Raw genomic sequence first — 25,487 nt, 5'->3', positions numbered from 1 at the left:
TGCCTCCTTAAATAATAAAAAAGACAGCTATGAGCTGCCTTTACCAAAACCTTTAGTTTGTTTCATGAAACTTTCTCTGCTTATATAGTGTTTTTCTTCTTCAAATAAGTCGATATGTTTTCCCCAGCTTTCCATGTGTTTGGCTGCATCAGGTGAAACGGTTGCAAACAGGGTGGAGGTATCGTACTGTTTGAATTGACCAACTCTGTAGTAAGTCATGTATAACTGAAACAGAGTCATTTCATTTATATCTTTGTACAAATATCCAGTGTGAGCAGCAACACTGCTCATGATGTCTGCCATATCAACCATATCTGAATCCTGACTTTTCACCCTTTTGCTGCGCTCGTTAGCTCGCTGGATCTCTGGGTTAGAGCTGATTTTTTCCTCTTTTAGACAAGACATTCTCAAGACCAATTCTCTTAGGGCTTCAAAGTTTTCCGGTGTAAGTTTCTCTAAAATTTCAACACCATTAAAAACTGTACTAAATATTACTTCATACGCTTCTTTAAAATTCGGAAGGATACTTGTAATTTCAAATAAAGACAGTTTTTTAAGTTCGGCAATAAGACCATCTAATTGGCCAAATTGATTATTTTCCTTTTTGCTGTAAGTATAAATAATCTCTTTCTTAGACATCTTAAACCAGCTGAGGTACGGAGTTAAAAGTGCATATTCCTTAACTTTTATAAATCGACAATCGCCAAATTCAGTAGGGATTGGTTCACCGGTTATAAAGAATTCACTATCAATCATTTCATCGCCCCAAAGGTATATATTAATTTATATCCGAGGTAACCGTCAGGTGGATTAGTGATTAACAGTCTTTTATAAGAGTTTGTTTTACCAATACCAGCAAAATTCTGATTGAACAAGAGTTTATTAATTCTGTCATTAATCTTAAGATTTCTAAATTCAGTTTCTTCAAAGGTGTTAATATGGGTGAAAACATCAATCATCAAGTCTTGATCCAGAAGCATAGCGCTTTGATTTGTCGGCTTGGGCAGCGCATTCCCTAAATAAACACACATTCTACATAATGGTGAATCTGATAGATCATCTGTTTTAGGTGCTCGCTTGAATATGGTATTGATTATAGCGGGAGAGTCATTTGTGGAGACATAATAATTTTCGAGTGATTGAACATCTGGATGAAAAGGGGAGAGAGGATCAGTTTTGTAATACAAGAGCCGATTCAGTTCAACATCATCCATAACTAATCTGAAGATTTTTGTCATCTGTTCAACAGTCATGCTCATGTCTTTTCACCAACTTTCTTTTTGGCTACCAATTTTATTGTTCCATGGTCTCCATAAACTTTAGAAAAGTCTATATCATCGACTTGATAATCTTCGCCAAAGAAGGTGAGAGTAAGTCCAATTTTCAATTTTTCATGAACAAGATAAGGAATTGTAATGTTTGCTTGACCATCTGGAAGATTTACAGCCAATTCAGTTCCATTTATTGAAGTTGTCCTTTCGAATATGCAGGGGACTTCAGTTTTTTCACCAGGTACTTTTTCATAAATTGGCTTACCTGTGATTTCGTTAATTTTGCCAGTATCGATTAGCTTGTCTTCTGAAGTAAGAAAAAATGATGTTCCACATATTTTTATCTCAGCCTTTTTGTAAATCTTATTACTGAGAGGGTGGGAGGTGATGAGCCATGTTTCATCATTAAACTTAACAACTCCGCCACGATAAATGTCAGCAATTTCACCTAATATATATCTTGCAGAACCATCGCCACTAGAGTACTTAGAGGTGATCATTACTGTTTTTTCGATTCCATCAATTGTGACTTTTTCAGATTCAAACCCCTTAAGGCCTTGTTGGAAAATAAGCTTACCATCATGAAGAAGTTTATTATTAATGTTAACCTTGTGGTAATTACTGTAGTCCTTCATTCGAATCACCGTCTGTTACTAAGTTATCCCTAAGTCTGCTTAATTCACCACTTACTGTTAAAATAATGTCCCTGATTTCTGTGAGTTCAGGATCACTTAGCAGCTTTTTATTAAGGTATTTCTCCAATTTGAAAAGGACTGAATTGTTTCTCTTACACAGTTTATTGCAAAAAACATCTAAGTCCTCAAGCTTTATTTGTCCATCTTTATTTGCAGATTTAACTTTAATTGTACTCATAGATAATCCACCGCAGCATTCAATATCAAACGTTCAATTTCGTTTTTCTGATCTATTACACTTTGTTTAAGAGAATTGAGTTGTGTGCCAAAGTTCTTGATCCCCACGTCATTAGTGAAGGGCTGCCACGTATTCTCAAACAAGGTCTTTTTATTTAACAAAAAGATGTATCTCAAGAAGTGTGCAAGAATAAGAAGATCATCCTCAGATAATTCTCGATTAACAGTTTCAGTTGAATTATCAGCTTTTAAATTGTCTCTAAGCCGGTTATTGAAATGAAGGATCGCATTTCGAATTGATTTATAAATGTCCTCTTCTTCTTGAGGAACATCAAAATCAGATGTTTCACAGTTATTTAAAAAGGTTTCCCATATTTGATCATAAGATGTCATAAAAATCCCTCCTCTTAGTCAAAGAGAAGGGAAGGATCAGCGACTCCCATCCAATCAGCCAAAACTTTTAATTTGCCTGCAGCAATGTCATCGCTAAATTCTGAAGCAACGTCAATAATAAATTGCTTCTCAGAATCCACTGTGATTTTATCGAGCTTATTTTTTAGTTGAGCAATATTTCCCGATTTAATCATCTTTTCAATTTGTTCTTTGGTGTGGATGTTATTTTCATAAGCCTCCGACTCAACAATAGAATCTTTAATTTCTTTGGTTGTATCATTATCTTCAATAATAACTAATTCACCTTTATCGAAACAAACGCTGTTCATTGTGAGCCATTCAACAACTTCTTTGGGAACTTCTTTAATATCGGCCTTCCCATTTTTACTTCCAGCCCAAGTGTATTGTTTATGCCCACCATCTCCGGTATACCCTACAAAATAAGATGTACTTCTGTATCGTGCTAACTTAATTTTTTCAGTCAAATTTATATCCTCCTAAAAAATCCTCATATTTTGATTTAGATAGATACTGCAGCTTGTTCTTCAATAATTCCGATTGCTTCTCCAAAAAGAAGGTTAACAGAAGCATCTTGAACAATTTTCATTTTGATTCTTTCATCTTCAATGTCTTGTTCAGTCAATTGACGTAGTCCGCCATACTCAACAACAGAAAATGGTTTTTGAGAAACGCCGCCGGCAAACATATATCCTTTGTTGACAGGAAGTTCGACTTTACTATTTGTATCATCAGTAAATGGGTTAGTGAGGTTAACAGCAGTTGTTCTGCCGATTGTAGTTGGATTTAGGGCAGTAAGGAGTTCTCCTTTTACTTCTTCTGTTAAGAAGTTCTTAAACGTGGAGTCTGTTCCTTGTTGGAATGCGAAGTAGTCGATAAGAAGGGTATCAGCTACGAAGATAGGTTTTCCACCATAACGTTGAAGCACGGAAGCTACTTTGTTGTATTGTTGAAGAGTAAGGTTTGAGCCTGTTTGAACATTTTTTGCAGGAATTTTACCAGCTGTAATTGCGCTTGCAGTTAATTGATGAATTTTATCGAGGTACAAACGGACTTTAGCATCTGCAATATCATTCACCAATTTATTGAAGTAAACAATTGAATCTGTTACAAGATCTAGTGGTTCATAATAGAAACCAGTTGACATAGTTTTCGGAACAGCAGGAACTGTTTCTTGTCCTTCAACACGAACTAAATCAACACCAGAGCCTGTAGCAGACCAAATGACTTTTGCCTTATTCTTTTTCGGAATTTTAATTTCTTTAATATTGCCTCGTTTTTCTTGTTGGACATTGGCCAAAAGGGAGAGGAGCTGTGTTACTTTTGGTTTCGCAATTTCATCTGCTTGTTCAACGACAAGGTTATTAAATTGATGGAGCATGGAAGGGTCAGGTGTAGTACCGCCATCACCAAACACTTTCTTAATGTAAGTTTGGATATCAGCTTGGTCTGTACCGTCCATTTTGTTATTTAATACACGGCTAAACAAGCCTTTGATTTTCACAGTATCTAAATTCATTTAAAATACTCCTTTTATTGAAATTTATTTGTTATGTATTAGGCCTCGATTACTTCAAGGCGAACAAGTTTTTGTCCCATTGTGTAAACAAGGTCATCTTCATTATTTACAACGAGGAACTTAGCAGAAGAATCAGCATAATCCTCATGAGGTGAAGCAGGATCACTGAGAATATACTTTTGAGTAGCAATATCAAAGTGAGCTACTTGACCTTGTTTAACCTCAGTCACTCCTGTATTAAATGAAAATGCAGAAACATCAAAACGGGTATAAGCTGGCTCAAGGATAACAATTCGAGCATGTTCTCCTACACCGTTATAAAAATCTCTCATTGATTCACCAAGGTAGCGTGCTTCAGGAGATGCAATTAAATATGCTTTTTTTGTTTTATCTGATAGTTTCGAAGCTGTACGGTTCCCCTCAGCATCAAAACCAAGTTCAACAAGCATAAAGTTATCAATGTCTGAACCAGTCACTTTTGCACCGTGAGCAACTGTTTTGATTTTTAAAGAATTCAAGTTTCCAGTAGTATGATTACCTACTTCAGTAAGGGCTTTTTGTAATCTTGTAGCCATATTTTATTCCTCCAAGTTTAAAATTTATTGTGAAAAGCGTGATTCAAAAGAGTCATCGTTAGGGATTAAATTTTCCCGTTTACTTGAAAATTCTCTAATGGTTGTATTTGTTTCAGTAGGAACACTAACTAAATCAACTAACATTGTGTTAAGTTGTAATACAGCTTTTTCTCCTTCTTCATCTTGTTTAACCGAAGCATGGATAAGGTTTTGTACTTCTTCTGTACTGAATTTTTCCTCAGCATTTAAAGCTTCAAATTTCGCTCTATAGAATTCATTTTTCTCATTTAGTTTTTGCTCTAATAAAGTTTTCTCGTGTTTTTCTTTGTAAGGCTTCAATTGTTCCACTTCAGAATTTAATTGCACAAGCTTTTCACTGGCAGTGTTGAATTGCTGTTCAATATCTGCCTTATTCTTATTGATTTGATTTACTTGTTTTGTTAAATCTTTAATGTGCTCATCTTTTTGGTTAAGTTGTGTTTGAATAGGTTCAGGAACAACTTCCTCCCAGTTACGTGTCATGAATACCTCAGTTTTACTGTCAAAATCAATTGAAACAGTATCGCCTGTTCTTGTGTAATTGAACTTAAAGTATTTGTCATAGCTATTGTCATCTGACCAGCTATACACGTTTACGATGAAATAAGTATCATATACATCTGCAATATAAGATGCTGACTCCTTGTCAAGGGTTGGATCTAATTGGTTATAAAGAAATGTTCGAACGTCAGAATGAGACAATTCAAACACTTTTCTAAACTTATTCATTTTTTCACCTTCCTCATTATTTTGTCTTGTAGCTGCTTGAGCAACTAATCTTTCAAATTGTTGAATTTCATTAAAGCTAAGAAGTTTGGAAGAATCATAAGCGGGGAGGACAATGTCATGCTCTCCTCGTTTCTCTGAATTTAAAATTGCATGACCTTCGAAATAGATAGGGGACTGTAGGTGTTCAATACCATCTTGCATGGTGTAATTTGAATAAAGGATCTCACAACTTGTATTAATGTTGATGCCTCGACCATACCATTCGAGTAAAAGTTCACATGCATCTTTAAATCGGGAGCTCCAAAGTATTGCATCTGCTGCCAATACTTCTTTCTTACCTTCTGGGGTTTCAATTTCAGTTATGTATCCCTCAGAAGTAAAGACACCAATTGGAGCAGTATCTCTTTTTACTTCAAGTTCTCCGTGCTTGTCTGTGTCTAGATAAGCTTCATGAGTTCCCAATGCATCTGTAGAAGTATTTAATTCATCAACCTCGTAATATTTTGCAACAATCGGTTTATTAATAATTGTTGAAGCAGCCTCAAGAGCAACATCCTTTGAAATTACTGCGTTATTGTGAGAGACATCGAAATCAAAAATGACAAAGCTACATGACAACTTTGTTGGGTCATCTGATGTTTTAATCTCATTCAATTGAAGTTGGCATAGTTTTTTCTTTTGCTTCTTTGTCAAATAATTTCACCTCCCTTCAAAAGTGAAGTTTTAAATAGGATTGTCATTACCGTTGGATGTAGCTGACTTCACTGTGTTGTCGTTGTTTTTATTTCCGTTATTTGGACGGCCTGCTTCATTCCCAGTGAAGGTATATGAAGTTTGATAAGGTCTAATTTTTTCTTGGAGTTTCAGCTCTTCAGTTTCATATAGAGTTTGTTCAAGGTAGCTTTCCCAAGACACTCCTGCCAAATTATCAACTACGTGCTTAATAGACCAACCTTTATCGTTTAATTTAATTAAAATGTCCATTTTTTCTTTAAGAGTGAGCGGCTTGTCTTTATCGTAATTCATATAGTAATTGTCTTTTTGGGCAGCAGGCAAAACAAGGTTGAATAACTTTTGATAAACCTCTTGTTCAATATCCTCCATTAAAACACCAATACGCTTATAAAATGTATCCAAGTTTAACGACGATGTTGCGTAGTTACCCCCATCACCATTTAAAAGGGAGCCGGATAAGCCGTAAGCAGATTGAATGTCGCTATTGATATGGTCAAACTTTGCTCCATCTAATCCATCTGCTTTAACATCTGGAAAGTTGATGTCAGCAAAGTCAGGGATTGATACTACAGTTACTCCATCTTTTTGGTTCTTCTCTAAAGCTGCTTTAACTCCACCGTGAATTTTTTGTTTAATTGCTTTAGGCAGCTTCATGTTTGTGTATTCGCCATTACCTTTATCTGTTCCAATCGTTAGAACTGCAACAGCGTTAATAATTTTATTTGCAATCGATCTTTCAACATCTTTAAGTTTCTTTTTATGGAGAACGTCATATAGACCTGGGGTAACCCAAGATGTTCCCAACCCTTGATTTCTTTTTAGCGTCCCTGTGCGTAGTGGAAAAGTTCTTTCTTGTGGCAATTCCTTAAATCGATATTTCTCTCGATCTTTCATGAAGTTTTCATAATCGCTTTGTTTAATATAAGGGGAGAGGCTTTTTAACAACTCATTTCTGTGATCATCTTTATACTTAGTGAACAGCTCCATGTCAACTACACATACCCAGTCTCCATTTCTTCTAAAGGAGGGGAATACATATTTAATTTCATCAAAAATAAACGGATAGGGGTTTTTAGCATCCCCAAGCCATATGCCAACAAGGGTGCCAGCTGTAGCTACCTGTTTTAACAGATCCCTAGTAAGTCTTTTATGTTTGACCTTATGTAAGGATTTATTCAAAAGGGAAATGTGCTTATCTGAAGACTTAACTTTATTAAAGGAGTCAATTTTATAGTTGAGGGTAGGGAGGGCTTCAATCAATTCAAACAATTGGTGAATCTCTGCAGTCGAAATGTAAAAATACTCAGCAAGATCTTCAATTTCTTCTTGAAATTCATCGGGGTTAGAAAAATAATTCTTTAATTGTTCGGCCTCAATTTCCGTAACAATGCCATTGGAAAACATATTTGAGATAAAGCCGGAAGCAAATGTAGAAGTATAAGTTGAATAGTCATTCAGCATTTGCTTATACTCTTCAGACTCAATGTCAACTTTATTTAAGGTTACCATGTTTCACCTCATTTCTTTTAAAAATAGACTAGTTCATCTTCAACGTCATATCTTTTAAAAATAGACTAGTTCATCTTCAACGTCATATTCAGTTTGTTTGTTTAACTGTCTTTCTAATACGGTAGCAATATAGTTGCCATAAGCCACTGAGCTATATCTGTCTTTTCGTTTACTCTTTGGCTCTTTAAGCTTAACTTGTCCGTTATCGCTATATTCAGCTTCCAAGTTGATCATTTCATTTATTAGAAGGGTAATCTGAGCATAGCTTGAAAGGAATTTTCCTTTAACTTCAGGAGATAGCCCTTCATAGCCTTTAAATCTTTTCAGATATTCTTTTCCTTCATTTTCGTTGATAGGAATTTTGATTTTCCCTCGTTTAAATCCATCTTTGAGTAATACAGCAATTTCACTGTTCAATTGTGCATTACCTTTAATGCTATAAATTACTTTTTCGGCATTTTGATAAGTACAACGCTCAGCCATTCTGTCATCGTTAATACATGAAAATGGCTCATATTCTTTTGCACGTTCTTTATCATATAAAGGCTGGCATAATGCATCATACACACCTAGTCCGATACTCTGAGTATCCAATACAATATAATCGCATTCATAATCTTCGTATATTTGTCGAATTCTTGTTGCTTGAGTTCCTGTGTGACCACCTACGATGCTCTCCATGTATACAATATGACGATCATATCCATTGGAGTTTGGGATAAGTCTGAATACAGTGTAAACACTTGCGTCATTATCCTTACCGGCCATTCCAGCGATATCATTGCTTACCAGCCTAATTTCTCCTGGTTTCTTGCCTTCATATTTGAAGTTGGAATCCTTGATCAGACTGTAATAGTCAGGGGGGAAGAGGGGGGAAGCAAGCTTGCGGTTCTTTTCAATGTCTTCAAATTTATAATAAGCTTTTTCAGATTCACCAAACCATAGAGCTTCCATTTCCATTGACCAACCAATAGGGTCAAAGTCTTCTTCAGCCATTTCATCTCTAACCTGATCTTTATCCAAAAGGCCTTCTTTAATTGCGATCTGGTAAGGAAGACCGCAAACAAAGTATTTGGATCCTTTCATCATGGCATTGTAGTAAGTTATGAATCTGTTAAATGACCAATGAACCTTATACCAGCAGGATGACAAGTAAATTTCTTTGTTTCGTTCTTTTAAGTGAGCGTATTCTTCTTTTTCGAGATATTTAGGAGAACGGGGAGCTGTCAGGAATTTTCTAAGTACCTTACTGATGATTTCAAAATCAACCATTCTGAATTCATCTACAATAAGGAGGTTTGCACGCTTGGAGCGGGCGCCATCATTTGAGGCTACGATTTTAATCCAGCTGCCATTATGGAACTCCACTTTAGCATCATTCGTTGAGGTTTTTAAATCTTCTATTTCTCGCCTTAAATTAGGCGATTCTTTACGTAAGTCATCAATTTTCTCTATGACTTCACGAGCTTGTCCTTTTGTGCCCGATGCGATAACTATTTTAGTGCCTGGGAAGAGTATGGCTTGCACACAGCAGTATACAGAGGTTAACCATGTTTTACCCTGCCCACGACTGGCTAGATACATAAAGTAATGATTATGTACCATCATGTAAATTAAAATACACTGGAACAATTTAAGTGTAATACCCAAGTATTCTTTTACAAAACGATGTGGGTTTGCTCTATAGAAAGAAGTCCATGCGCCGATACCATCCATTAATCGTTCGGATTTTGATTTCTTTTTTAAGTTGTTTCCCTTTTTAAAAATATTGATTCCTCGACTGTGCTTGTTGCGATCTGTTGTAAAATTTTTATGCGAAGTCATTTTCTCGATCCTCTTCTTCTGCAACAGGTTCTTCAACAGTATGCTTATTCATTTCTTCCCAATATTCCTCTGAATATTGATTTTTCAAACCAAGCATTCGGGACAGATGCCCAAGGAAAAATACCTTAATGTATTTCCCGATTTTATCAGGATCTTTCCATCTAGGCTCTGGCTCAGGAATAGGTTTCTCATTCTCATATTTTTTGATCAGAGTGCCAAAAGACTCTTGTTCAACTCCACTTGCTCCAGTTTCTTGAACCGGTTTTAAATTACTTGACCCAAGTAAATCTTGAAGAGTTTTTTGCTGCTGATCGACTTTTTCGCCATTTTCACGCCGTTTGCGGATATCTAGCCGAGTCAAACATATTTCATTTATAAGAAGTTCCATTCCTTTAGAATCACATTCATACCTATTCGTGAAGTCAATGTACTCATTCTGAAGCCAAATGTAATCTTCAACATCAAGACCACGACCCCAGAATTGCATTAATTCATCTATGTCTTCCTTAGATATATCTTCTGTACTTTTAGCTAGTAATAGCTGTGTTGTATATTCTTGTTCTTCTTCAAAGTCAAACTCACTGTCTGCCCAATTTTTTGACTTGTAATCTTTCATTCCGATATTTTTCATATACGTACCTAACACATTTCCAGCTGATTTTTTCTTGGACTCTGATTCATTAACAGCGGAAACCCACAAGTCGTAAACAAAAGGACGGTCAATCATTCTTAAGATGTTTTGAACATTCTTTAAGTTATCTTTGTCTTTTTGGAATTCATTTTGGAGACAGCTTTTACATACTGACAGCTTGCCGGTTGCAGTATTGAAAGGAGATTCCGAGATATAATATTGATTGGCATTTTGTTCTTTGCCGCAGCATGAGCATTTGATTTTCTCTGCAGACATATTTCACCTCCATAAAGTTGATGTAAACACATTTTATGAAACGCCCAGCAATAGAGCGGAAGGGGAGTACTGCAATCATCGCTGGGCGTTCTAAAAAAGTGCTTATCTGGATAAAATTAAAGTTTTAAACAAAGTTGGAGCCTACATCGAGGCTCCCTTAGTTGAAAAAATAATGTCCTAACACTTCGATTAGGCTCAGTTGTAGGAATTAACCAGCAATAATTATGGAAAGCTCCGTTTTAAATTTATCTGTGAAATTAACCCAATGACCACTTAATTCGTTAATAAAACTTTTTGTCTTCATTTAGTTTTACTCCTTATTAAATTAATTCAATATGTAATCATACTGAATAGTACGACCTTTACCGGACTCATAAATTGATAGGTTTGCTCCAGCTTTGGCACCTGTCATTAACCTGTCACTGTATTCATCGGATCCCATTATAGAAGGGAGTTGTATAACTTGGATATTATGAGTGGCTGCTTCACCTACAGTGAGCATGTTTCCGTGGTGGAAGTGGGAGATGTACATGTAATCGTAAAATTTTCGTTTCATCTGTGAAATGTCACGAATAGCATTCTTTTTGTTTTTAATCTGGTGTCCGTGACAAGCAACAATTTCAAATTCAAGTAATTTAAAATCCACAATTCCTTCGTCGTATAAAGGAACTTCAATTCGCTCATTGTCTTTGAGTACGTCATGAATATAAGTAACGATAATACGTTCTACATCTTCTTTAGGCATTTCCGAGCGATTTGTATTATGTAATCTTAGTTCAGTATGATTTGCAGAAGGGATATGTATGTACTTAATTTTGACGTGCTTAGAAAGTTCTAAAAGCCATTCAGCTTTGTACCTAGAGTATTTTATCACTTGGTCAATAAACCCGTACTGAAGGGCAGTTAATTGCGATACGCGCAATGCCATACCTTCAACACTATCAGCACCATTTAACACGACCAACTCATCTAAATTTTCTTTTTGAATGTACTCAACAGTTTCAGAAAGGATCTGATTCATACGCTGCAAATAAATCTGTTCGTTGTATTCATTGTTGTTGCTTTTAAATTGCTTTCCGAAGTGTTCGTCTCCAAACCCTAGAACAGCAGCTCTTTTTCTTTCGCTCTTATTTAATGGATAGAAGGAAGGGGGAGGGAGAGTGCCTACTTTCTCAATTGCTTCAGTTACATTTTCATATAGCAGCTCTGTTCGGCCTTTGACACGTGTGTTTTTATGTATTTCATGCTTTACAGCTTGAAGCTTTTTTCTCTCTTCCATGATTTCAACCTTTTTCAGTTCCAATTCAAGGAGAGAATTATTTGATTCATCTGACTTTTCTCTTTGGTATTCAACCCCCTCAATGAAGTTGTTGAACCATTTTCTATAAGCTGATTCACCTTTAGATTCGCCGGTTTCTTTGTTTATTAACTCTTTGATTTCTTCCCAGTTTAGATTATAAATGTCTTTATTAGAGCAGATTCTTATTTTCCATTCTTTAAGGTTTTCATCTGAGTGACGCTTAGTTTGAATAGGATCGATCATTCAGTCATCTCCTTACTCAACGTCTTTAACAGGAAGTTCATTTTCTTCTTTTACAGTAATTGAAACATTCTTTCCATTAAACTCTGAGAGAATTTCTTTGAAGTCATATGTGTATTCAGCTTCTTTAGTTTGTTCAGTAACTTCCATTACGTCCATATCGAAAAAGCCTTTAACATTAATTTGATGTACTTTTTTGCTTGCCATTTAATTTCCTCCAGTAGTTTTCTATTTACGTACAATAAGCTCCTTCGGAAGCCCGATGATCCGAAGCATCGGTAACGTCCGAGAAGGGGATATAAAGGAGATGAAAGATAAGTCGGATAGGCGTTGGGGAAACGCCCGAAGGAGATTATTGATAACTTGCGTACATATGTATTACAGACCTATTCCAGTTATCAAGAAGTGCTCTGTGTGGTAAAATAATCCATGTGTATAATGAAGTGTAGATGAATTTGAAAAAGGGGTGTTTTTTTGATAGACAAAGTTTTGAATACCTGTATTATAATAGGTGTTTTGTTGATAGTTGGAGCGGTTACTGTTTTTAAAGATTTTGAATATCATCAATATCTTCGTTTTGGTGGGGCAGCATTGATAGCTTTTGGCTATATGTTTGGTTATGATAAAGTAAAAGCTACAAAAAAAGAGTAAATGACTTTTAAATACTATTGTTCTAGTTATTTTCTTACCCATCTCACCTACGTCAGTAGCTCACGTAGGAACGCAAGCCTTCGGATTGACAGGGAAATTTGAAAACAATTATACGGAAGGAAAGACCCATTATAATCCTTCTCAATGGCATTTTCAGTCTCTCTTGTTAGGTTACACGCCTTATTGAGAAACAAAGCGTCTCAAACGCTCGCCATTTATTTTGCACAGTTTTCTCTGACCCGTGTAAGGAGGTATGTGCATGGGAAAGGTAAATCTCCATTCAGAACATTTAAGGAGACATAGCGAATGTATTGCTTAGAAAATTGAAAAGGCAAGACCGAAAATAATCCTTTTCTGTGAAATAGGAGCGGTGATCAATCGCTCAAACACTATTCCCCTTATTTTACGAGTATAGAAGACTCGCTAACCGGAAAAAGTTTTTATGTGACCGCATAATTAGCTTCAAAGCTTACAAGGGCATTATTTAAAGGGAAGGAAGACGCATCTGCCTTACCTAAGTGTAAGCCGAAGCATTACACCGCAATTAATAATCAGGTTATATGCCACCCATAATAAGACCCTGATGGGAATCAGTCGCAATTTATACTAATGCGTTAAGTCTTACCGGCATTTTTAGCCCGATAATAGCCATTTATCCGAAACCCTGACACTCCAAGTCCACAAACTAATGAATATTAGCAGAGAACTGATATCCCACATATCAGTACACCCCCATGCCATCAATAATAAAAGAACTCTAATTAATTAACCTGGAGATGAATGCGGGAGAGGATTTGCACCTCACATAAGTTTACGGCCCTCCGGCTTGTCTGCGTCTACCTATTCCGCCACCGCATTTATAGGTGAAGAGAGGGGAGGGATACTAATCTAATCCTTCACTATAGATTGTTAAGCTTTCACTGCGTCCTTGAGAGCCTTAGCAGCCTTAAATGCAGGTGCTTTTGTAGCTGGAATATCAATTTCCTCGCCTGTCTGGGGATTTCTCCCTTTACGAGCTGCACGTTCACGAACTTCAAATGTTCCAACTCCTGGAATCTTGATTGATTCACCTTTTGCTAGTGTTTCAACGATGACATTAAATACTGCTTCTACTTTAGGATTAGCTTCTTTATTAGTAACACCTAATTTTTCTGCAACTGCTCCAACAAATTCTGTTTTGTTCATGTTTTAATTCCTCCTAGTGATTTTGTTTATTTTTGTGGTAAAGTATAATTACGGTAATGTTTGTACATTTTGAAAAGTGGGAGACTTACTCACCCTTTTATGTGGAAATTAGCTTTCTTTCTCCCTTATGGCGATTATCTCAAAAGGGGCTTTCAGCCCAGTTATATCAAGGGTTCAAGGCACTTTTTTTGTTAAACTTTTTCCGGTAAAATCGCTGTACCCCTTGGGGGAGTAAGGCTCAAGGCGCTTTCTAAATGCTAACAACTTCTTTTCTTTTTTTACGCATCAAATTTTTTTGATAATTCCTTCTCTCAATTTTAGAGCAATTTTGACACTTTTTGTGTCTATTTGTTACAGCTTTAAATAACTTTCCGCATCCTCCGCACTGATTAAACTTTTTAAAATTGTATTCTAAGTTAAGCAAAATCTTTTCTCCAAAACACTCCCACAAAGTTGTCTTAAACTTACTCTTTTTCTTGTATAGATACTTAACTAAAACATCAGTAACATATTGCTCATCATTATGGATTTTCAACAATCTGTCTTTAATGATCTTATAGACATAATGTTTTTGCCCAGGCTTAATGTCTTCATCATTCATAAGCCATTTCTTGTGCTGGTCTAATCGTTTGTATTCACTAATAATTGCCTCGTCCAATTTAATCTCCTTGTTCTTAAGCAGGAAACGATAATCGAACTTTCCTGCAACAGTTGCGAAATTAATTCGGTCGGAAGGGATAATTGAGTCTAACTTATTTACTGTACTTTCATTAATCAACTCTACGCTATGTTCTTCTTTATCCTTTGCATTGATGAAGAAGTGGGGCACTTTATTTTTTATGTAATCTTTGATTTTCTCATCAACAAGATCAGGGCGGGTGGGCATGAATAAGGTTTTTGCAAAATCGATAGTAAAGTTATTCTCCATGCATAACCATTTGATCACGTCCATGTTTATATTGTCACTGTTCCATATCTTAGTGATGTTGTTACTGTACTCCCCGATATTGATTCCATAAGCAAGAGTTAGTGCTTCATAGATGTTTCTGCTATTAATCTCTTGTTTCTGGGCTACAGACATTTCATAATACAAAGGAACGATGTTCTCCATATTACGCTTGGCAATATTGACGATTAGCTCATCAGAAATAATTAAAGCCTTATCCCCGTCATTATCAAACTGCAGCAGTTTCGATATCGGATCATGAATGCTGGTATAAACACCTCGGGTAATAAACCACTTTTCATATTCCTCATCTTTTTTGTTCCATCTAACGCCATGTTCTCTGTATAGGTGAGGGGAGCGAAGGATATCAATATGCCCTTCATCATATAAAGAACAATAGACATTGCTGCCGGTGAGAAGTCCTTTTGGATTCTCAATTCCAAGAAACAGTCTTTCACAAAAAGCATATAGATCTGGACATAAATATGTATACCCAGCATCACTGACAAGTAATTTTCCTGATTTGGCGTCCTTAATCATACTCTTCTTCTTATTCTTAATGATTTCTTTGGTGTGATCATCATTTAGCAGCTCTGGATATGATAGTAGAGCTTCTTGAAGGCTTGTTTTATGTTTATTTTTCTCGGTAGCCCCCAAAACTTTCATCATGGTTTCTTTATCAGTGCCTAATTGAGTAATCTCACTAACAGTCTTTGAGCTGATTTGTTTCAATTCCTCATCTGTGATATCAGTGAGTGTTTGTAGCATTTGGTAAGTCAGTTTTCCCTCAACAGATGGATCTTCTTCATTTAACTTAGCGCCTAGACATCCATGCTTTTTAAATTTAGAGCGATAGTCATCCCATGAATCATAGTACTTCCACATCTTAAACTGGCTTTTCGTAAAAATTATTTGGATATCATCTTTAATAATGTCCCAATCTTTACCGTAGACGTCCTTAACTATAAATGAACTGTGTTTTTCAGCAAACTTTCTAAAGTCAAATGGAACAAGTAGACCCTTAACCCAAGGTAATCTGACCATAAAGCTTTTCTGGCTCAAACTGGGAAGCATCATTCCGCAACCATCTGTATGTTCTATAGGAATATCCATAACTTTACGATTGATTTCATATGTATCACGATCAATATAATCAACCAGGCTGGAAACGTTTGTTTCTAAGTCATTTACGACAATTGTTTTATCAATATCAATTTCCCATGGACTGCTGGCGCTATTCGATAAGGCCATGTAGCTATTCCATTTGTTTATGCTACTCCCACCTTGAGCATTGATTTGCTCCACACTAAGGCCACAAGTTAAAGCATTTTGATACTCATCTAAGGTGCTTTGCTTGATAAAACAAGACTTTTTGGTTCGTATTTGACCTGCACTGCTAGTGAAATAAACGTATTTCTCATTGTTATGTATGAATCCTTTATCAATAATGTCCCTTAAAATTTGAAAGTGATAAGTTTGGACAACCATGATCTCTTCAGAGAGAGAGTTTTCTTTGATTCCCAGCGTTCGAGTTAAGACTGAATCAAATAATGAAATCACATTATTATCTTTCAGAGAATCTGTTCTAAGTGTTCTTATTTGAATATGATCGTTAAAGGCTTTATAAAGCTTTTCTTTTAAGGAAATAATCCTTTGCGTTATGTACTTCTTATGTTTTTTATCAACATGTTCAAGTTTTTTGAGATGATCTCTGTACCTATATGATTTTAAAATCTTGTTATGTAATTTGTTTTCTTGATCATTATAAAAAGCAGAAGTATCAATACTGTAAATATGTACTTGCTTATTTAGACCGTCTTTTTTTCCTTTCAATAAATTCTCCCCTTATTTCTTTTATGCATATTTTTTGATTTAATAATCGCTGTTTAGATACTTATGTACAAGATTTTTGTATGTATAGCTCTTTTTATCGATTGTTCCAAAAAGTTTATAGCCCTCATAAAGAGTGTTTTCTTCTTGTGAAGCAGTTCCTTCAATAATAGTAGTCTCTAAAAATCCAATTAAATTACTAAACATGTACGTTACTTTCTTTGAATCCTTTTGCATTATCTCACCTCCTCACCTATGAGATGATTATATACATATTATTTGTATTTGTCTATTGTTTTTTCGCTAGTATGTTAACAGCTCCAGGTTATTGAGATGAATTCTAAGCCATATAGAGTGATTATCGTAATCTAAAAACATGCCTATCGTAAATAATATAATAGAGTTCAAAAATCCAGTAAACGTAAGGGGATTTGATGCATCGAATGGTGATTAGGGATAAAACGATCGTAAAACATAAGTGAGAGTAGGGGGAAGTGGATGCTTTATCTAAATATTGATGAAAACGAGGTAATTTGAAAAGGGGAAAACGTTGATATAAAAGGCTTTTACGAAAGCAATTACGATGTGAAATAGGGCGATTTTGAGGTGGAATTAAGAAAATGAAAATTTGTATAGGGTGTGGAAATGGAAGTGCTATGGGTACATCTGTTCCCTTGATTTTACCATTAGATGTAAATATACCCCCATATATTGGTATTGTAATACGTGTATAAGGTACATTATACGTGCATTTAATGACTTGGGCAGGTCTGCAACAGTGCTAACATAATTCCAAGGCAAACACAAGAATAAATTTTTAAAAAAATAAAATGATTAGTAATTTGAAAATGAATAACCATTCATTAAAAATAATCGTATTTATAACGGATCCGAGGGAATCGAAGACATATTTAACCTAACCTCATCACTATACATAACCATACCTTACCCAATCATATATCCTACACTAACCACTCATCACACTCACACGATCTCAGAATCAATATAACAACCTCTAAGCATCCTTAATCAATTCCCAATCCAATTGCATTCTTGTTCACTCAGACAGCAAACAAAGTATCTCAACACCATCCATTAACACATAAATAACTTAACACAAATATAAAAAATATGTATATAAAGATAACGAAATGTGTTATAATAAAGTCATAGGAAAGGAGGTGTACATAGTGCTTGAGAAGGTGGGTATCTTAGTTGCTTTCCTTATCTCATTAACAGTTCTTACTATCAACTGCCTCACAATAGTTGAGAAGGTAAGAAACTTAATGAATGGGACAAGCAAAAAGAAAAAGCGTACACGTAAGCGACTCCGTAGGAAGAGACAACGCAAACGTATACGCAGATGAGTACCAAGCTAAAGGGGAATGAACTTCTCCTTTAGTTCCTACTCATATTATAACATGATCAAGCACATTGCAAACATGAAACGATTTTCATTATGGTTTACTCATATCACATTCATTGGCTTATTCTTAATGTTTCAACTCATTAAGGATTACTTCAGCAGCGAAGCACAAACACTTATTAATACAATATTTGTAGTCACATGCATCATTGTCATACTGTTATGGATCATCTATTTTGTATTCTTTAAACTAAGAAACAAGTCACACTAATCATATAGGCCTCATGGTATGATAAAATCATTGAGGTGAGATGAGTGGAGAAAAAATTCCCGGATGCTATTCGGCAGCTTGCTAAGGAATTAGAAATGCTCAAGAAAGATATTGACTCCATCAAAGACACAACTGACAGAATTGATTCAGAGCTATTAGAGTACAGAGAAGAGATAAGCAAAGTAAAACAAGATGATTCTTATTAATCATTCAGCGAACATAAAAGGATAATTTAATATGAACTACAAATTAAGGAGCGGTAAAGCAATTATCGTTCCTTATTTTTAGATACAAATTTAAAATATAAGGGGATTGTATGGAAAAGGTTAAAGTGATTGATTCTATTATGGGATCCGGTAAAACAACTGCAGCAATTGACATGATGAATAATTCAGGGACAGACGAAAACTTTATTTTCATTACACCATACTTGGATGAAGTGGATCGTATTAAGAAGAGCATAAGCAGTAAACAAATTTATGAACCTAAAGTAAAGAAGAAAGGTGACAAAACACAATATAAGTTTGAGTCATTTCATGAACTTTTATCTCAGAACAAAAATATTGTTGCCACACATAATCTATTCAAAAATGCTAATGACGAAACAAAGGAGCTGATCCTTTCAGGTAACTATACATTGATATTAGATGAAGTTATGGAAGTAGTTGAACAGTTACGCGTTAAGAAGCATGATCTTACTACACTATTTGAATCAAAGTTAATATATGTTGAAGACGGATTTGTGAAATGGAACGAAGAAAAAAAGGACTATGAAACACGTTATGATGATATTCGTGATATGGCTTTAAACAATAATCTGATGTACTTTAAAGACAATATATTGATTTGGAATTTTCCTGCAGATATATTCAAGTTGTTTAAAGAGGTTTACATACTCACTTACATGTTTGATGCTCAAATACAAAGATATTATTATGATATAAACAATATCAAGTATCAAAGATACGTTTCTGAATTTATAGATGGGCAATATAGGTTTACAAAACATAATACTGAATTTGAGAGTATTCTAAAGGCTCAATTAAGAAATAAAATAAAAATATATGAAGGTAACTTGAATACAGTTGGCCAATTGGATTATTCTTTATCATCTAATTGGTATAAAAATAAATCACCATATACGATCAAGAAGGTAAAGAACAATGTATTCAATTACTTTAACAACATTGTTAAATCATCAAGTGATGAAGCTATGTGGACGACTTATTCAGAACACAAAAACAAAGTAAAGGGGAATGGGTATACAAAAGGGTTTGTGTCATGTAATGCAAGAGCTACCAATGATTTTAAGCACAAAAAACACTTGGTGTATACAATAAACAGATACGTTAACACTGTTCTATATAATTATTTTAAAGAGAAATATCAAATAACAATTGATCAAGATGCATTTGCATTATCCGAATTAGTACAATGGATTTGGAGATCTGCAATAAGAGATGGTGAAGAAATAACATTATACATACCCTCATTAAGGATGAGGGAGCTACTTATTGAATGGTTAAATGGGTAGCTAAAGAGAATAAACCTCTTAAACTCTAAAAAAAGCTCAATAATACCAAGGGTTTTCCCGTCTAAGTCTTTAAGAGAGACAAAAATAAATTAAATAATAAAATAAGAGAATGGGGGTGCTGCTAATTGTTCAAAACGGTTCGTTCCTCACCTGAACAATTTTTGCTCACACCACCCCCAAACCCCCTCATGAGCGATTTATTATAGAGATAATATAAAAACAAAAAATATGTATAATAAATGGTTGATCATTAAGGGTAATCAGGTTATAATACAATTAACAAATACAAAAAATATAAACATTATAAAATGCATATTTTAAACAGAAGGGAAATGATGAAAATGGAATTTATTAAAACAAATAAAAACACTTATGAAGCAATGAAAATTATTGGAACAACATTTAACTGCGTAGGAACATATGAATACATTTTAGATAATGAGGTTATTGAGGGCTATGAATATAAGGAAGTAAACGAAAATAACAAAGATGAATTTACACCAATTGTAAAAGTTGAATGTACTGATGGATATTTCTACGCAACAAATTATAAAAATGATGTTAAAAATCGACTGTAAGTTATGAATAAAACAACAATTTTAAGGGGTATATGAGATGTCTAAGAATGAGCAATTAAACACTATTCTAAATTTAAAAGGTAAAGTTAAATATGATGAAGAATCCGGCAGCTGGTATCTTGTTGTTCAAAAAGGAAGTGAGATTGAAGCGGCAGACTTTTTGACAGGGGTAGATTTTGATCTAGGAATGAATACAGAGCCGGGAGATATTATTGAAATAACCGTGAAACGTATACAAGAAAAATCAACAAAAAGCAAGGAAAAGGTAAGTGATATGTGAATTTTGTATCGACGAGGTACTTGAATTCAAAATAAAACAGCAGTTTAAACCCAAATAAGTCTTTTAAGAAACAATAATCATTAATTCTAAGGGAATAAGGAGTGTTAAACATGTACACGATTGGTCTATCGTATGACGTGTCAATGGAATTGTTTTATTTGAAAAACTGGAATGGAGACATCAAAGAAGCGCTTGAAACGATTACTTTGTACGGTGATGAAAGTGTTGAGTTTGTTTTTGAAGGGAAGCCAGTTGAAACACTATATGAGATTTCAAGCCTTAAAGATAAACTCGATGACTTTGAAAAGAATGATTTGTTTAGCACTTACTTCAATGAAGATCAAAAAGAATATGTTGATAAGCTATTAGAACTTTTGAAAGAAAATTTAATCGAAGAGAACATTTAAATACTTACTGCAGCTTTAATGAGAGGGGTTCTAAGTGATGACAGTGTTAAATGAAAACAACCTTAAATTTTTACTGGATAAAGGCTTTAAACTAAAGCAATATGAGGATCAAGGATTAACTTTTTATACAAAAGAAATAAAGGACAGCCACTCTTTGAAGAAATTGATTGAGTATCATTATGAAATTCAGGAAGATGAAGAGATAAACACAAAAGGATCAAGTTTTATCATGGAGATACAGACAAATGGGGAAACCCTCAATGGCTTTTTACCGGTGAATATGAAAGCTTGGTATTCTTCAAGACCAAAATCAGTTTGTTGAATTTGTAAAGAAGGTTGAAAAGTTGGTTACATGCTGACTCCATACACAAAAGCGACAATAATATATTGATTGAGCTTTGGTCTTAATATGTGATAATTAGATATAATATAAAATCTAGAAAAGGTGGATATTATGTCTAAGGAAATTGATATTTTCATCAGAGTGCTACAAACTGCGCCTGAAAAAACTGGTTTAGCTATCGTGATATTTAGATACAAAGGAATTGTGAAAGAAACATATTTTAGTTGTTTAGAGCGGACACAAAATAGATCAATAATCCTTGCTGCTAAAATTGCAATTGCAAGTCTTTCATCCAGTTGCATAGTCAATTTACATACACAAAACAATTTTGGTTTTTCATACCTAGGAGAAAGAAGGCATAAAAAATGGGTTAATCGTGATGTAGGTGATCAATTATTGACTACTGTTGAAAAAGGAGGCCACACGCTTAACCTAATTGATTGTTCAGCAACTAATGAAGGGAAGAAGTATCAACAGGCATTGTCTCAGAGGCTAAGAAATATACAGAGAAATTCAGTAGAAAGGGGAGATTAATTAATGTCTATGAACGTAAAGCAGCTAATAAATTCATTACAAAGCATGTTAGAGAGAGGTCAAATAAAAGAAGATACAACTGTCCTTCTTAATACTTATGACGACTGTATGTACGAAGTAATATGTGTTGAACCATTAGGAGATTTTTGCAAATTGAAGCTGAGATCAAATAAAACATGGATTTTAAAGTGATTTTAAGGAGGCGTCTAGACAATGATGAAGAAGCTTTTAACATGAAAGGGGTTATAAAAAACATGCAAGTTTTTAGGATCATGTTTGTTCATGTCTTGTCTGCGTTATCTGCTGCTGCTGTTTATGTTTTTTGCATCGATTATAATGGTTACTATCCATACATTCTAATAAGTGCCATTCTCTATATATTTTATTTAATCTTTGCAACGCCTGTTCAATATTTTTTAAATCGTAAGCCAAAAAGGTTTAGCCTGAAATATTTATTCATATACTTATTCTTTTCCTTCTTAGTATGGTTATTCTTCGCTTTAATCACTGATCCAATTAACACCTTAGGGATTCTATTGTCATACGAAATTTACTTGTTTAGCATTTCATTTGCTTTTATCTTTTGGGTCTGGGACTCAGTTTTTATGCAAAACAAGGCAAAAATAGCGTAAAGTAATCTCAGTTATCACTACCTTTCCGAATTACCAAATTATGCTATAATTAGGTGAGGGGAGGAGAGGGAATGAAAAGGTTATTCGTTTTGACTTTGATTTGCTTTGGCTTAATCTCAGGTTTTTATGTTAACAGTGCTACTGCTAAGATTACAACTGAATACAAGAAAGTGAGTTTTACTATGACAGAGGAATCTACTGGGTTTTCGATGGCTGATTATGATAACGAGAACTACTATCCCACTTGGTTGTGGTACAAGTTTACGGTTTTTGATGCTGAAGGTTGTACTCTAACAATGACAATCAACAGAATAACTCTGGGTGGATGGGTTTTCCCAAGGAGTGTAAAAGAATTCACAGGAAACCACTTTGATTTTACTGCAACAGACAGAGTAGAGGGAGATCCATATAAAAATCACTCTCTAGAGATTACAAAAAATCCAGGATGCGGAGATGTGAAAATAAAAGGCACTTATGGATTTGACCATGAAGAGCCGGACGACTATCCTTTTTAATGTTCCACAGGGTCAAGGAGAACGATAACCTTGGCCAATATTATAAGTTTAATGATCATTTTAAGTGATCAAAAGTAATCAGAGGTGAGAACGATTGATTAAATCAAATTTAAGGCTCATATTAGACGAAAGAAGGATTAGTATTAGGCAACTATCCAGAGATATTGATCATGAGTATCCGACTGTCAGGAAGCTATACAGAGATGAAATGGAACGGTATCCAAGAGAGCTGTTAGATAAAGTCTGTACATACCTAAACATTGAGCTACATGAATTGTTACTATTCCAAAAAGATCATAACCATATCGATCACTCGGGAAAAAATGGTATACTAAAGTTATAAGGTTAGGAAAGAATTACAAGTTTTTTAGGTCTACATAAAATCGTACTTTTAACTTGATAAGGAGATAAATATGGAACCAACAAACTCTGATTTTTCACCAGTTGAACCAAATAAATTGAATCCATTTGAAGAAATTGAACAATTACTTTTAATGCTAAATAATGCAAATGAAACTCTTAAGAATACTGACCCCGAGTTCTTTGATAAAGACGATTTAGAGAAGTTGATTACATTTGCTGATGAAATTAAATTGACTTCTACAGAAGTGTTTTCCAATCTAAATAAAGGCGGTTAAAACTAATCAAGGCAAACCAATGAAAACAGGAAGATGGAGAGCAGAGACGTATCATTTCAAAAAACAATTATGTGAATGAAGCAATTAGAGTACAAAAATAAAATCACTATAAAATCATTCTTTTATCAAAAAAGAGTATGTTGACATTTAAATGAAACACTCCTGTTATTCCATAATTTTTAATTGTTATAGGAAGGCAAAAAGCGAGTGATTCAAAAAATTGCTATTCGATTAACCGAAAGTGAGAATGTGTGAATGAATTTAATGGGGTATATGGAGGAAAGGTTTCCAAGACTCGAATTAATTCCTAGCATCTATAATCAATGGAGCATAGGAATCCATTTGTGTCTTGGGGAAAATATTTACCAACTCAAAGAGAATGAAGAATTGAATCTTAAGAGATTTCGGTTTGTATATGAGCAAATCTCAACCATTTTCAATGAATTATTTGAACAAAACGATGACATATTCCTTGTGACGAATATGTATAAGCACAAAACCAACGACAAATTTATAAAAAAATTGAAGGTGTATCAACCGTTTCTAAAGTGTAAAAATTATTTAAATCAAATTCAAGTAAAGACATATTCCTACCCCTTTGAGATAGATGAAGCTGAAGAATACGAGATGCAACAATTTTCCTTGTTATGCAAACCTCGAGACTTACATGTAACTGAACTACTTAAAGCAGCCAGTAATGAAGATTTTCCATTGAAACCGAGATTCGGGGGTTACTCAATTGATTACCCTGATGTTTTCTTTGTGAACATTACAAAAGACATTATTTTCTTTATCTATGATGACCGAGGATGTGAAGTCATAGCTCTTGATTTCAAACGAATACGTCCACTTTATGAAAAATATCACAACTGGGTAGAAGAATATAAATACATGTAATACTCTTTCTAAAACGATTTATACCAGGAAAGGCAGAATTAGATTATGAGGGCACAACACACAAGATTTAAACGGTTATTGAAACTAAGAAACTTAGAATTTTTTCAATTGGTCTTAAGTGATGATGAGAGATCTGCATTTTTATTAGTACTTGAGGAAAGATTAGAGGATTTTGATTCTCAAGGTGGTAACCATATTAGTGTTTATTTAGTTACTCACTTTGAGTTATCTGATCAATCATATAAAGATGTACTAAGCTTTAATGATGATCTTTTGGGTATGAAGCATAATTGTTCGTATTCAATGGATATTCTAAGCGTTAAAGAGGAATTTGATTTCGATTTTCCATTTGATATGCTTGCAATTAAAAGATATGTACAAGAATTAATAAATATGTTAGGGATTAATCTAACTTTACCTGAAATGAAAGAAAGAGATTTTGACAAACTTTCTCAAGACTAAATAAAACTACGATTTTAAAGGGAAATGTGAAACAAGCGGAGGTGCTGATTTAAGCCTCAATCAAAAAGCGTTAAACAGTTATGTTTATACTCTAGCGTTTTCAAGTTTGTCATTTGGTCTAATCTTTGGTCTGTATCTGTTTGTTTACTCTGGTTTTATGGCAATAGCATTAGTCACAATTGCCATCATTGCATTTTACGCTTTAATCACTTACTTGGTGTTTGCCGTCCCTTTGCAAGTGTTGCTAAGAAGAAGGGTCAGAAAGTTTAATTTTCTTAATCTTATTATTTACATCGTAATAGCTTTTGTAGCTGCGTTAACGTTCTTTGTTGTGACTAATCCAACAAGTGCTCTTGCTGTGCTAAAAAGCTTAAATTATTACATTATGAGCATTGTTGCAGCTTTAATTTATTGGTTCTGGGATTCTATATTCTTACGGAATTGAGAGCATAAAGAATCAAGATGAAAGAAGTGTTTTATAAAGAAG

Annotated in this window: 33 protein-coding genes and 2 pseudogenes; 17 read left to right on the top strand and 18 right to left on the bottom strand. The window is 34.5% G+C overall.

Annotated elements, in window-relative coordinates:
• Nucleotides 1-27: 27 nt before the first annotated feature.
• The 14 genes from BV11031_RS09075 to BV11031_RS09010 all read right to left on the bottom strand — a co-directional run bounded on the left by BV11031_RS09075 (nt 28) and on the right by BV11031_RS09010 (nt 12,138).
• Complete coding sequence (locus BV11031_RS09075; RefSeq protein ID WP_010328116.1) at nt 28-756, bottom strand: hypothetical protein; 729 nt, start codon at nt 754-756, stop codon at nt 28-30.
• A complete protein-coding gene (locus BV11031_RS09070; RefSeq protein WP_010328114.1) occupies nt 753-1,259 on the bottom strand; it encodes a hypothetical protein in 507 nt (168 codons plus the stop codon). Before BV11031_RS09070 ends, BV11031_RS09075 begins: the two co-directional genes overlap by 4 nt.
• A complete protein-coding gene (locus tag BV11031_RS09065; protein WP_010328113.1) occupies nt 1,256-1,906 on the bottom strand; it encodes a hypothetical protein in 651 nt (216 codons plus the stop codon). Before BV11031_RS09065 ends, BV11031_RS09070 begins: the two co-directional genes overlap by 4 nt.
• Nucleotides 1,890-2,144: a hypothetical protein gene (locus BV11031_RS09060; RefSeq protein ID WP_129550742.1), complete on the bottom strand. Its 255-nt coding sequence runs from the start codon at nt 2,142-2,144 to the stop codon at nt 1,890-1,892. The genes BV11031_RS09065 and BV11031_RS09060 overlap by 17 nt, the downstream gene beginning before the upstream one ends.
• The gene (locus BV11031_RS09055) at nt 2,141-2,536 is read right to left on the bottom strand and encodes a hypothetical protein (protein WP_010328111.1); all 396 of its coding nucleotides are present in this window, start codon (nt 2,534-2,536) and stop codon (nt 2,141-2,143) included. The genes BV11031_RS09060 and BV11031_RS09055 overlap by 4 nt, the downstream gene beginning before the upstream one ends.
• 14 nt (nt 2,537-2,550) lie before the next feature.
• Nucleotides 2,551-3,021 carry a hypothetical protein gene (locus BV11031_RS09050; RefSeq protein ID WP_010328110.1) on the bottom strand — a complete coding sequence of 157 codons (471 nt, stop codon included), beginning with the start codon at nt 3,019-3,021 and terminating at the stop codon, nt 2,551-2,553.
• A 35-nt stretch (nt 3,022-3,056) separates the two neighbouring features.
• Nucleotides 3,057-4,073, bottom strand: a complete 1,017-nt coding sequence (locus tag BV11031_RS09045; RefSeq protein ID WP_010328109.1) for a hypothetical protein — start codon at nt 4,071-4,073, stop codon at nt 3,057-3,059.
• A 38-nt stretch (nt 4,074-4,111) separates the two neighbouring features.
• Entirely contained in the window at nt 4,112-4,648 is a 537-nt protein-coding gene (locus tag BV11031_RS09040) for a hypothetical protein (protein WP_010328108.1), read from the bottom strand.
• A 24-nt stretch (nt 4,649-4,672) separates the two neighbouring features.
• The gene (locus BV11031_RS09035; protein ID WP_010328107.1) at nt 4,673-6,109 is read right to left on the bottom strand and encodes a DUF8531 domain-containing protein; all 1,437 of its coding nucleotides are present in this window, start codon (nt 6,107-6,109) and stop codon (nt 4,673-4,675) included.
• A gap of 30 nt (nt 6,110-6,139) precedes the next feature.
• A complete protein-coding gene (locus BV11031_RS09030; RefSeq protein ID WP_010328106.1) occupies nt 6,140-7,660 on the bottom strand; it encodes a hypothetical protein in 1,521 nt (506 codons plus the stop codon).
• A gap of 54 nt (nt 7,661-7,714) precedes the next feature.
• Complete coding sequence (locus BV11031_RS09025; protein WP_129550741.1) at nt 7,715-9,484, bottom strand: terminase large subunit domain-containing protein; 1,770 nt, start codon at nt 9,482-9,484, stop codon at nt 7,715-7,717.
• Complete coding sequence (locus BV11031_RS09020; protein WP_010328103.1) at nt 9,471-10,391, bottom strand: hypothetical protein; 921 nt, start codon at nt 10,389-10,391, stop codon at nt 9,471-9,473. The genes BV11031_RS09025 and BV11031_RS09020 overlap by 14 nt, the downstream gene beginning before the upstream one ends.
• Before the next feature lie 325 nt (nt 10,392-10,716).
• Nucleotides 10,717-11,934: a hypothetical protein gene (locus tag BV11031_RS09015; RefSeq protein WP_010328102.1), complete on the bottom strand. Its 1,218-nt coding sequence runs from the start codon at nt 11,932-11,934 to the stop codon at nt 10,717-10,719.
• Nucleotides 11,935-11,946: 12 nt separating this feature from the next.
• Entirely contained in the window at nt 11,947-12,138 is a 192-nt protein-coding gene (locus BV11031_RS09010; protein ID WP_010328101.1) for a YonK family protein, read from the bottom strand.
• A gap of 267 nt (nt 12,139-12,405) precedes the next feature.
• Here BV11031_RS09010 and BV11031_RS22660 point away from each other — a divergent pair, with 267 nt between their 5' ends.
• A complete protein-coding gene (locus BV11031_RS22660) occupies nt 12,406-12,582 on the top strand; it encodes a hypothetical protein (RefSeq protein WP_164834081.1) in 177 nt (58 codons plus the stop codon).
• A 446-nt stretch (nt 12,583-13,028) separates the two neighbouring features.
• On the opposite strand, the pseudogene BV11031_RS22930 reads toward BV11031_RS22660, so the two are convergent.
• The 4 genes and pseudogenes from BV11031_RS22930 to BV11031_RS08995 form a co-directional block, all read right to left on the bottom strand.
• A pseudogene (locus BV11031_RS22930) lies at nt 13,029-13,115 on the bottom strand (hypothetical protein); the annotation flags it as partial.
• A 376-nt stretch (nt 13,116-13,491) separates the two neighbouring features.
• Nucleotides 13,492-13,767, bottom strand: a complete 276-nt coding sequence (locus BV11031_RS09005) for an HU family DNA-binding protein (RefSeq protein WP_010328099.1) — start codon at nt 13,765-13,767, stop codon at nt 13,492-13,494.
• Nucleotides 13,768-14,017: 250 nt separating this feature from the next.
• Nucleotides 14,018-16,546: a hypothetical protein gene (locus tag BV11031_RS09000; protein WP_010328098.1), complete on the bottom strand. Its 2,529-nt coding sequence runs from the start codon at nt 16,544-16,546 to the stop codon at nt 14,018-14,020.
• Between the two features lie 39 nt (nt 16,547-16,585).
• Nucleotides 16,586-16,780: a hypothetical protein gene (locus BV11031_RS08995; protein WP_010328097.1), complete on the bottom strand. Its 195-nt coding sequence runs from the start codon at nt 16,778-16,780 to the stop codon at nt 16,586-16,588.
• Between the two features lie 953 nt (nt 16,781-17,733).
• On the opposite strand from BV11031_RS08995, the gene yonT reads away from it, so the two are divergent.
• The 16 genes and pseudogenes from yonT to BV11031_RS08910 all read left to right on the top strand — a co-directional run.
• Nucleotides 17,734-17,910 (top strand): type I TA system toxin YonT, encoded by a 177-nt coding sequence (yonT, locus tag BV11031_RS08990; RefSeq protein ID WP_010328096.1) that lies wholly within the window; start codon nt 17,734-17,736, stop codon nt 17,908-17,910.
• An 18-nt stretch (nt 17,911-17,928) separates the two neighbouring features.
• Nucleotides 17,929-18,180, top strand: coding sequence for a hypothetical protein (locus BV11031_RS08985; RefSeq protein ID WP_082246281.1), 252 nt, complete (start codon nt 17,929-17,931; stop codon nt 18,178-18,180).
• A 44-nt stretch (nt 18,181-18,224) separates the two neighbouring features.
• Nucleotides 18,225-18,386 (top strand): hypothetical protein, encoded by a 162-nt coding sequence (locus BV11031_RS08980; protein WP_010328095.1) that lies wholly within the window; start codon nt 18,225-18,227, stop codon nt 18,384-18,386.
• Between the two features lie 110 nt (nt 18,387-18,496).
• On the top strand, nt 18,497-19,714 hold the full coding sequence (locus BV11031_RS08975; protein WP_129550740.1) for a hypothetical protein: 1,218 nt from the start codon (nt 18,497-18,499) through the stop codon (nt 19,712-19,714).
• A 341-nt stretch (nt 19,715-20,055) separates the two neighbouring features.
• Entirely contained in the window at nt 20,056-20,292 is a 237-nt protein-coding gene (locus BV11031_RS08970) for a hypothetical protein (RefSeq protein WP_164998435.1), read from the top strand.
• Between the two features lie 37 nt (nt 20,293-20,329).
• The gene (locus tag BV11031_RS08965) at nt 20,330-20,572 is read left to right on the top strand and encodes a hypothetical protein (RefSeq protein ID WP_010328093.1); all 243 of its coding nucleotides are present in this window, start codon (nt 20,330-20,332) and stop codon (nt 20,570-20,572) included.
• Between the two features lie 110 nt (nt 20,573-20,682).
• Nucleotides 20,683-20,979 (top strand): hypothetical protein, encoded by a 297-nt coding sequence (locus tag BV11031_RS08960; RefSeq protein ID WP_010328092.1) that lies wholly within the window; start codon nt 20,683-20,685, stop codon nt 20,977-20,979.
• Nucleotides 20,980-21,016: 37 nt separating this feature from the next.
• Nucleotides 21,017-21,301 (top strand): hypothetical protein, encoded by a 285-nt coding sequence (locus BV11031_RS08955; protein WP_241739744.1) that lies wholly within the window; start codon nt 21,017-21,019, stop codon nt 21,299-21,301.
• Between the two features lie 132 nt (nt 21,302-21,433).
• The gene (locus tag BV11031_RS08950) at nt 21,434-21,856 is read left to right on the top strand and encodes a hypothetical protein (protein ID WP_010328090.1); all 423 of its coding nucleotides are present in this window, start codon (nt 21,434-21,436) and stop codon (nt 21,854-21,856) included.
• A 176-nt stretch (nt 21,857-22,032) separates the two neighbouring features.
• Complete coding sequence (locus BV11031_RS08940; protein WP_129550739.1) at nt 22,033-22,488, top strand: UPF0715 family protein; 456 nt, start codon at nt 22,033-22,035, stop codon at nt 22,486-22,488.
• 71 nt (nt 22,489-22,559) lie between these two features.
• A complete protein-coding gene (locus BV11031_RS08935) occupies nt 22,560-23,003 on the top strand; it encodes a hypothetical protein (RefSeq protein ID WP_010328087.1) in 444 nt (147 codons plus the stop codon).
• Between the two features lie 94 nt (nt 23,004-23,097).
• Entirely contained in the window at nt 23,098-23,346 is a 249-nt protein-coding gene (locus BV11031_RS08930; protein ID WP_010328086.1) for a helix-turn-helix domain-containing protein, read from the top strand.
• A 70-nt stretch (nt 23,347-23,416) separates the two neighbouring features.
• Nucleotides 23,417-23,641, top strand: coding sequence for a hypothetical protein (locus tag BV11031_RS08925; RefSeq protein ID WP_010328085.1), 225 nt, complete (start codon nt 23,417-23,419; stop codon nt 23,639-23,641).
• Between the two features lie 255 nt (nt 23,642-23,896).
• On the top strand, nt 23,897-24,538 hold the full coding sequence (locus BV11031_RS08920) for a DUF3885 domain-containing protein (RefSeq protein ID WP_129550738.1): 642 nt from the start codon (nt 23,897-23,899) through the stop codon (nt 24,536-24,538).
• Nucleotides 24,539-24,646: 108 nt separating this feature from the next.
• Nucleotides 24,647-25,000, top strand: a complete 354-nt coding sequence (locus BV11031_RS08915; RefSeq protein ID WP_026014427.1) for a hypothetical protein — start codon at nt 24,647-24,649, stop codon at nt 24,998-25,000.
• 49 nt (nt 25,001-25,049) lie between these two features.
• A pseudogene (locus BV11031_RS08910) lies at nt 25,050-25,445 on the top strand (UPF0715 family protein); the annotation flags it as partial.
• Nucleotides 25,446-25,487 lie beyond the last annotated feature (42 nt).

The organism is Bacillus vallismortis, from assembly GCF_004116955.1.
GTDB classification, from domain to species: domain Bacteria; phylum Bacillota; class Bacilli; order Bacillales; family Bacillaceae; genus Bacillus; species Bacillus vallismortis.
This window is presented reverse-complemented; position numbering and strand designations above follow the sequence as displayed.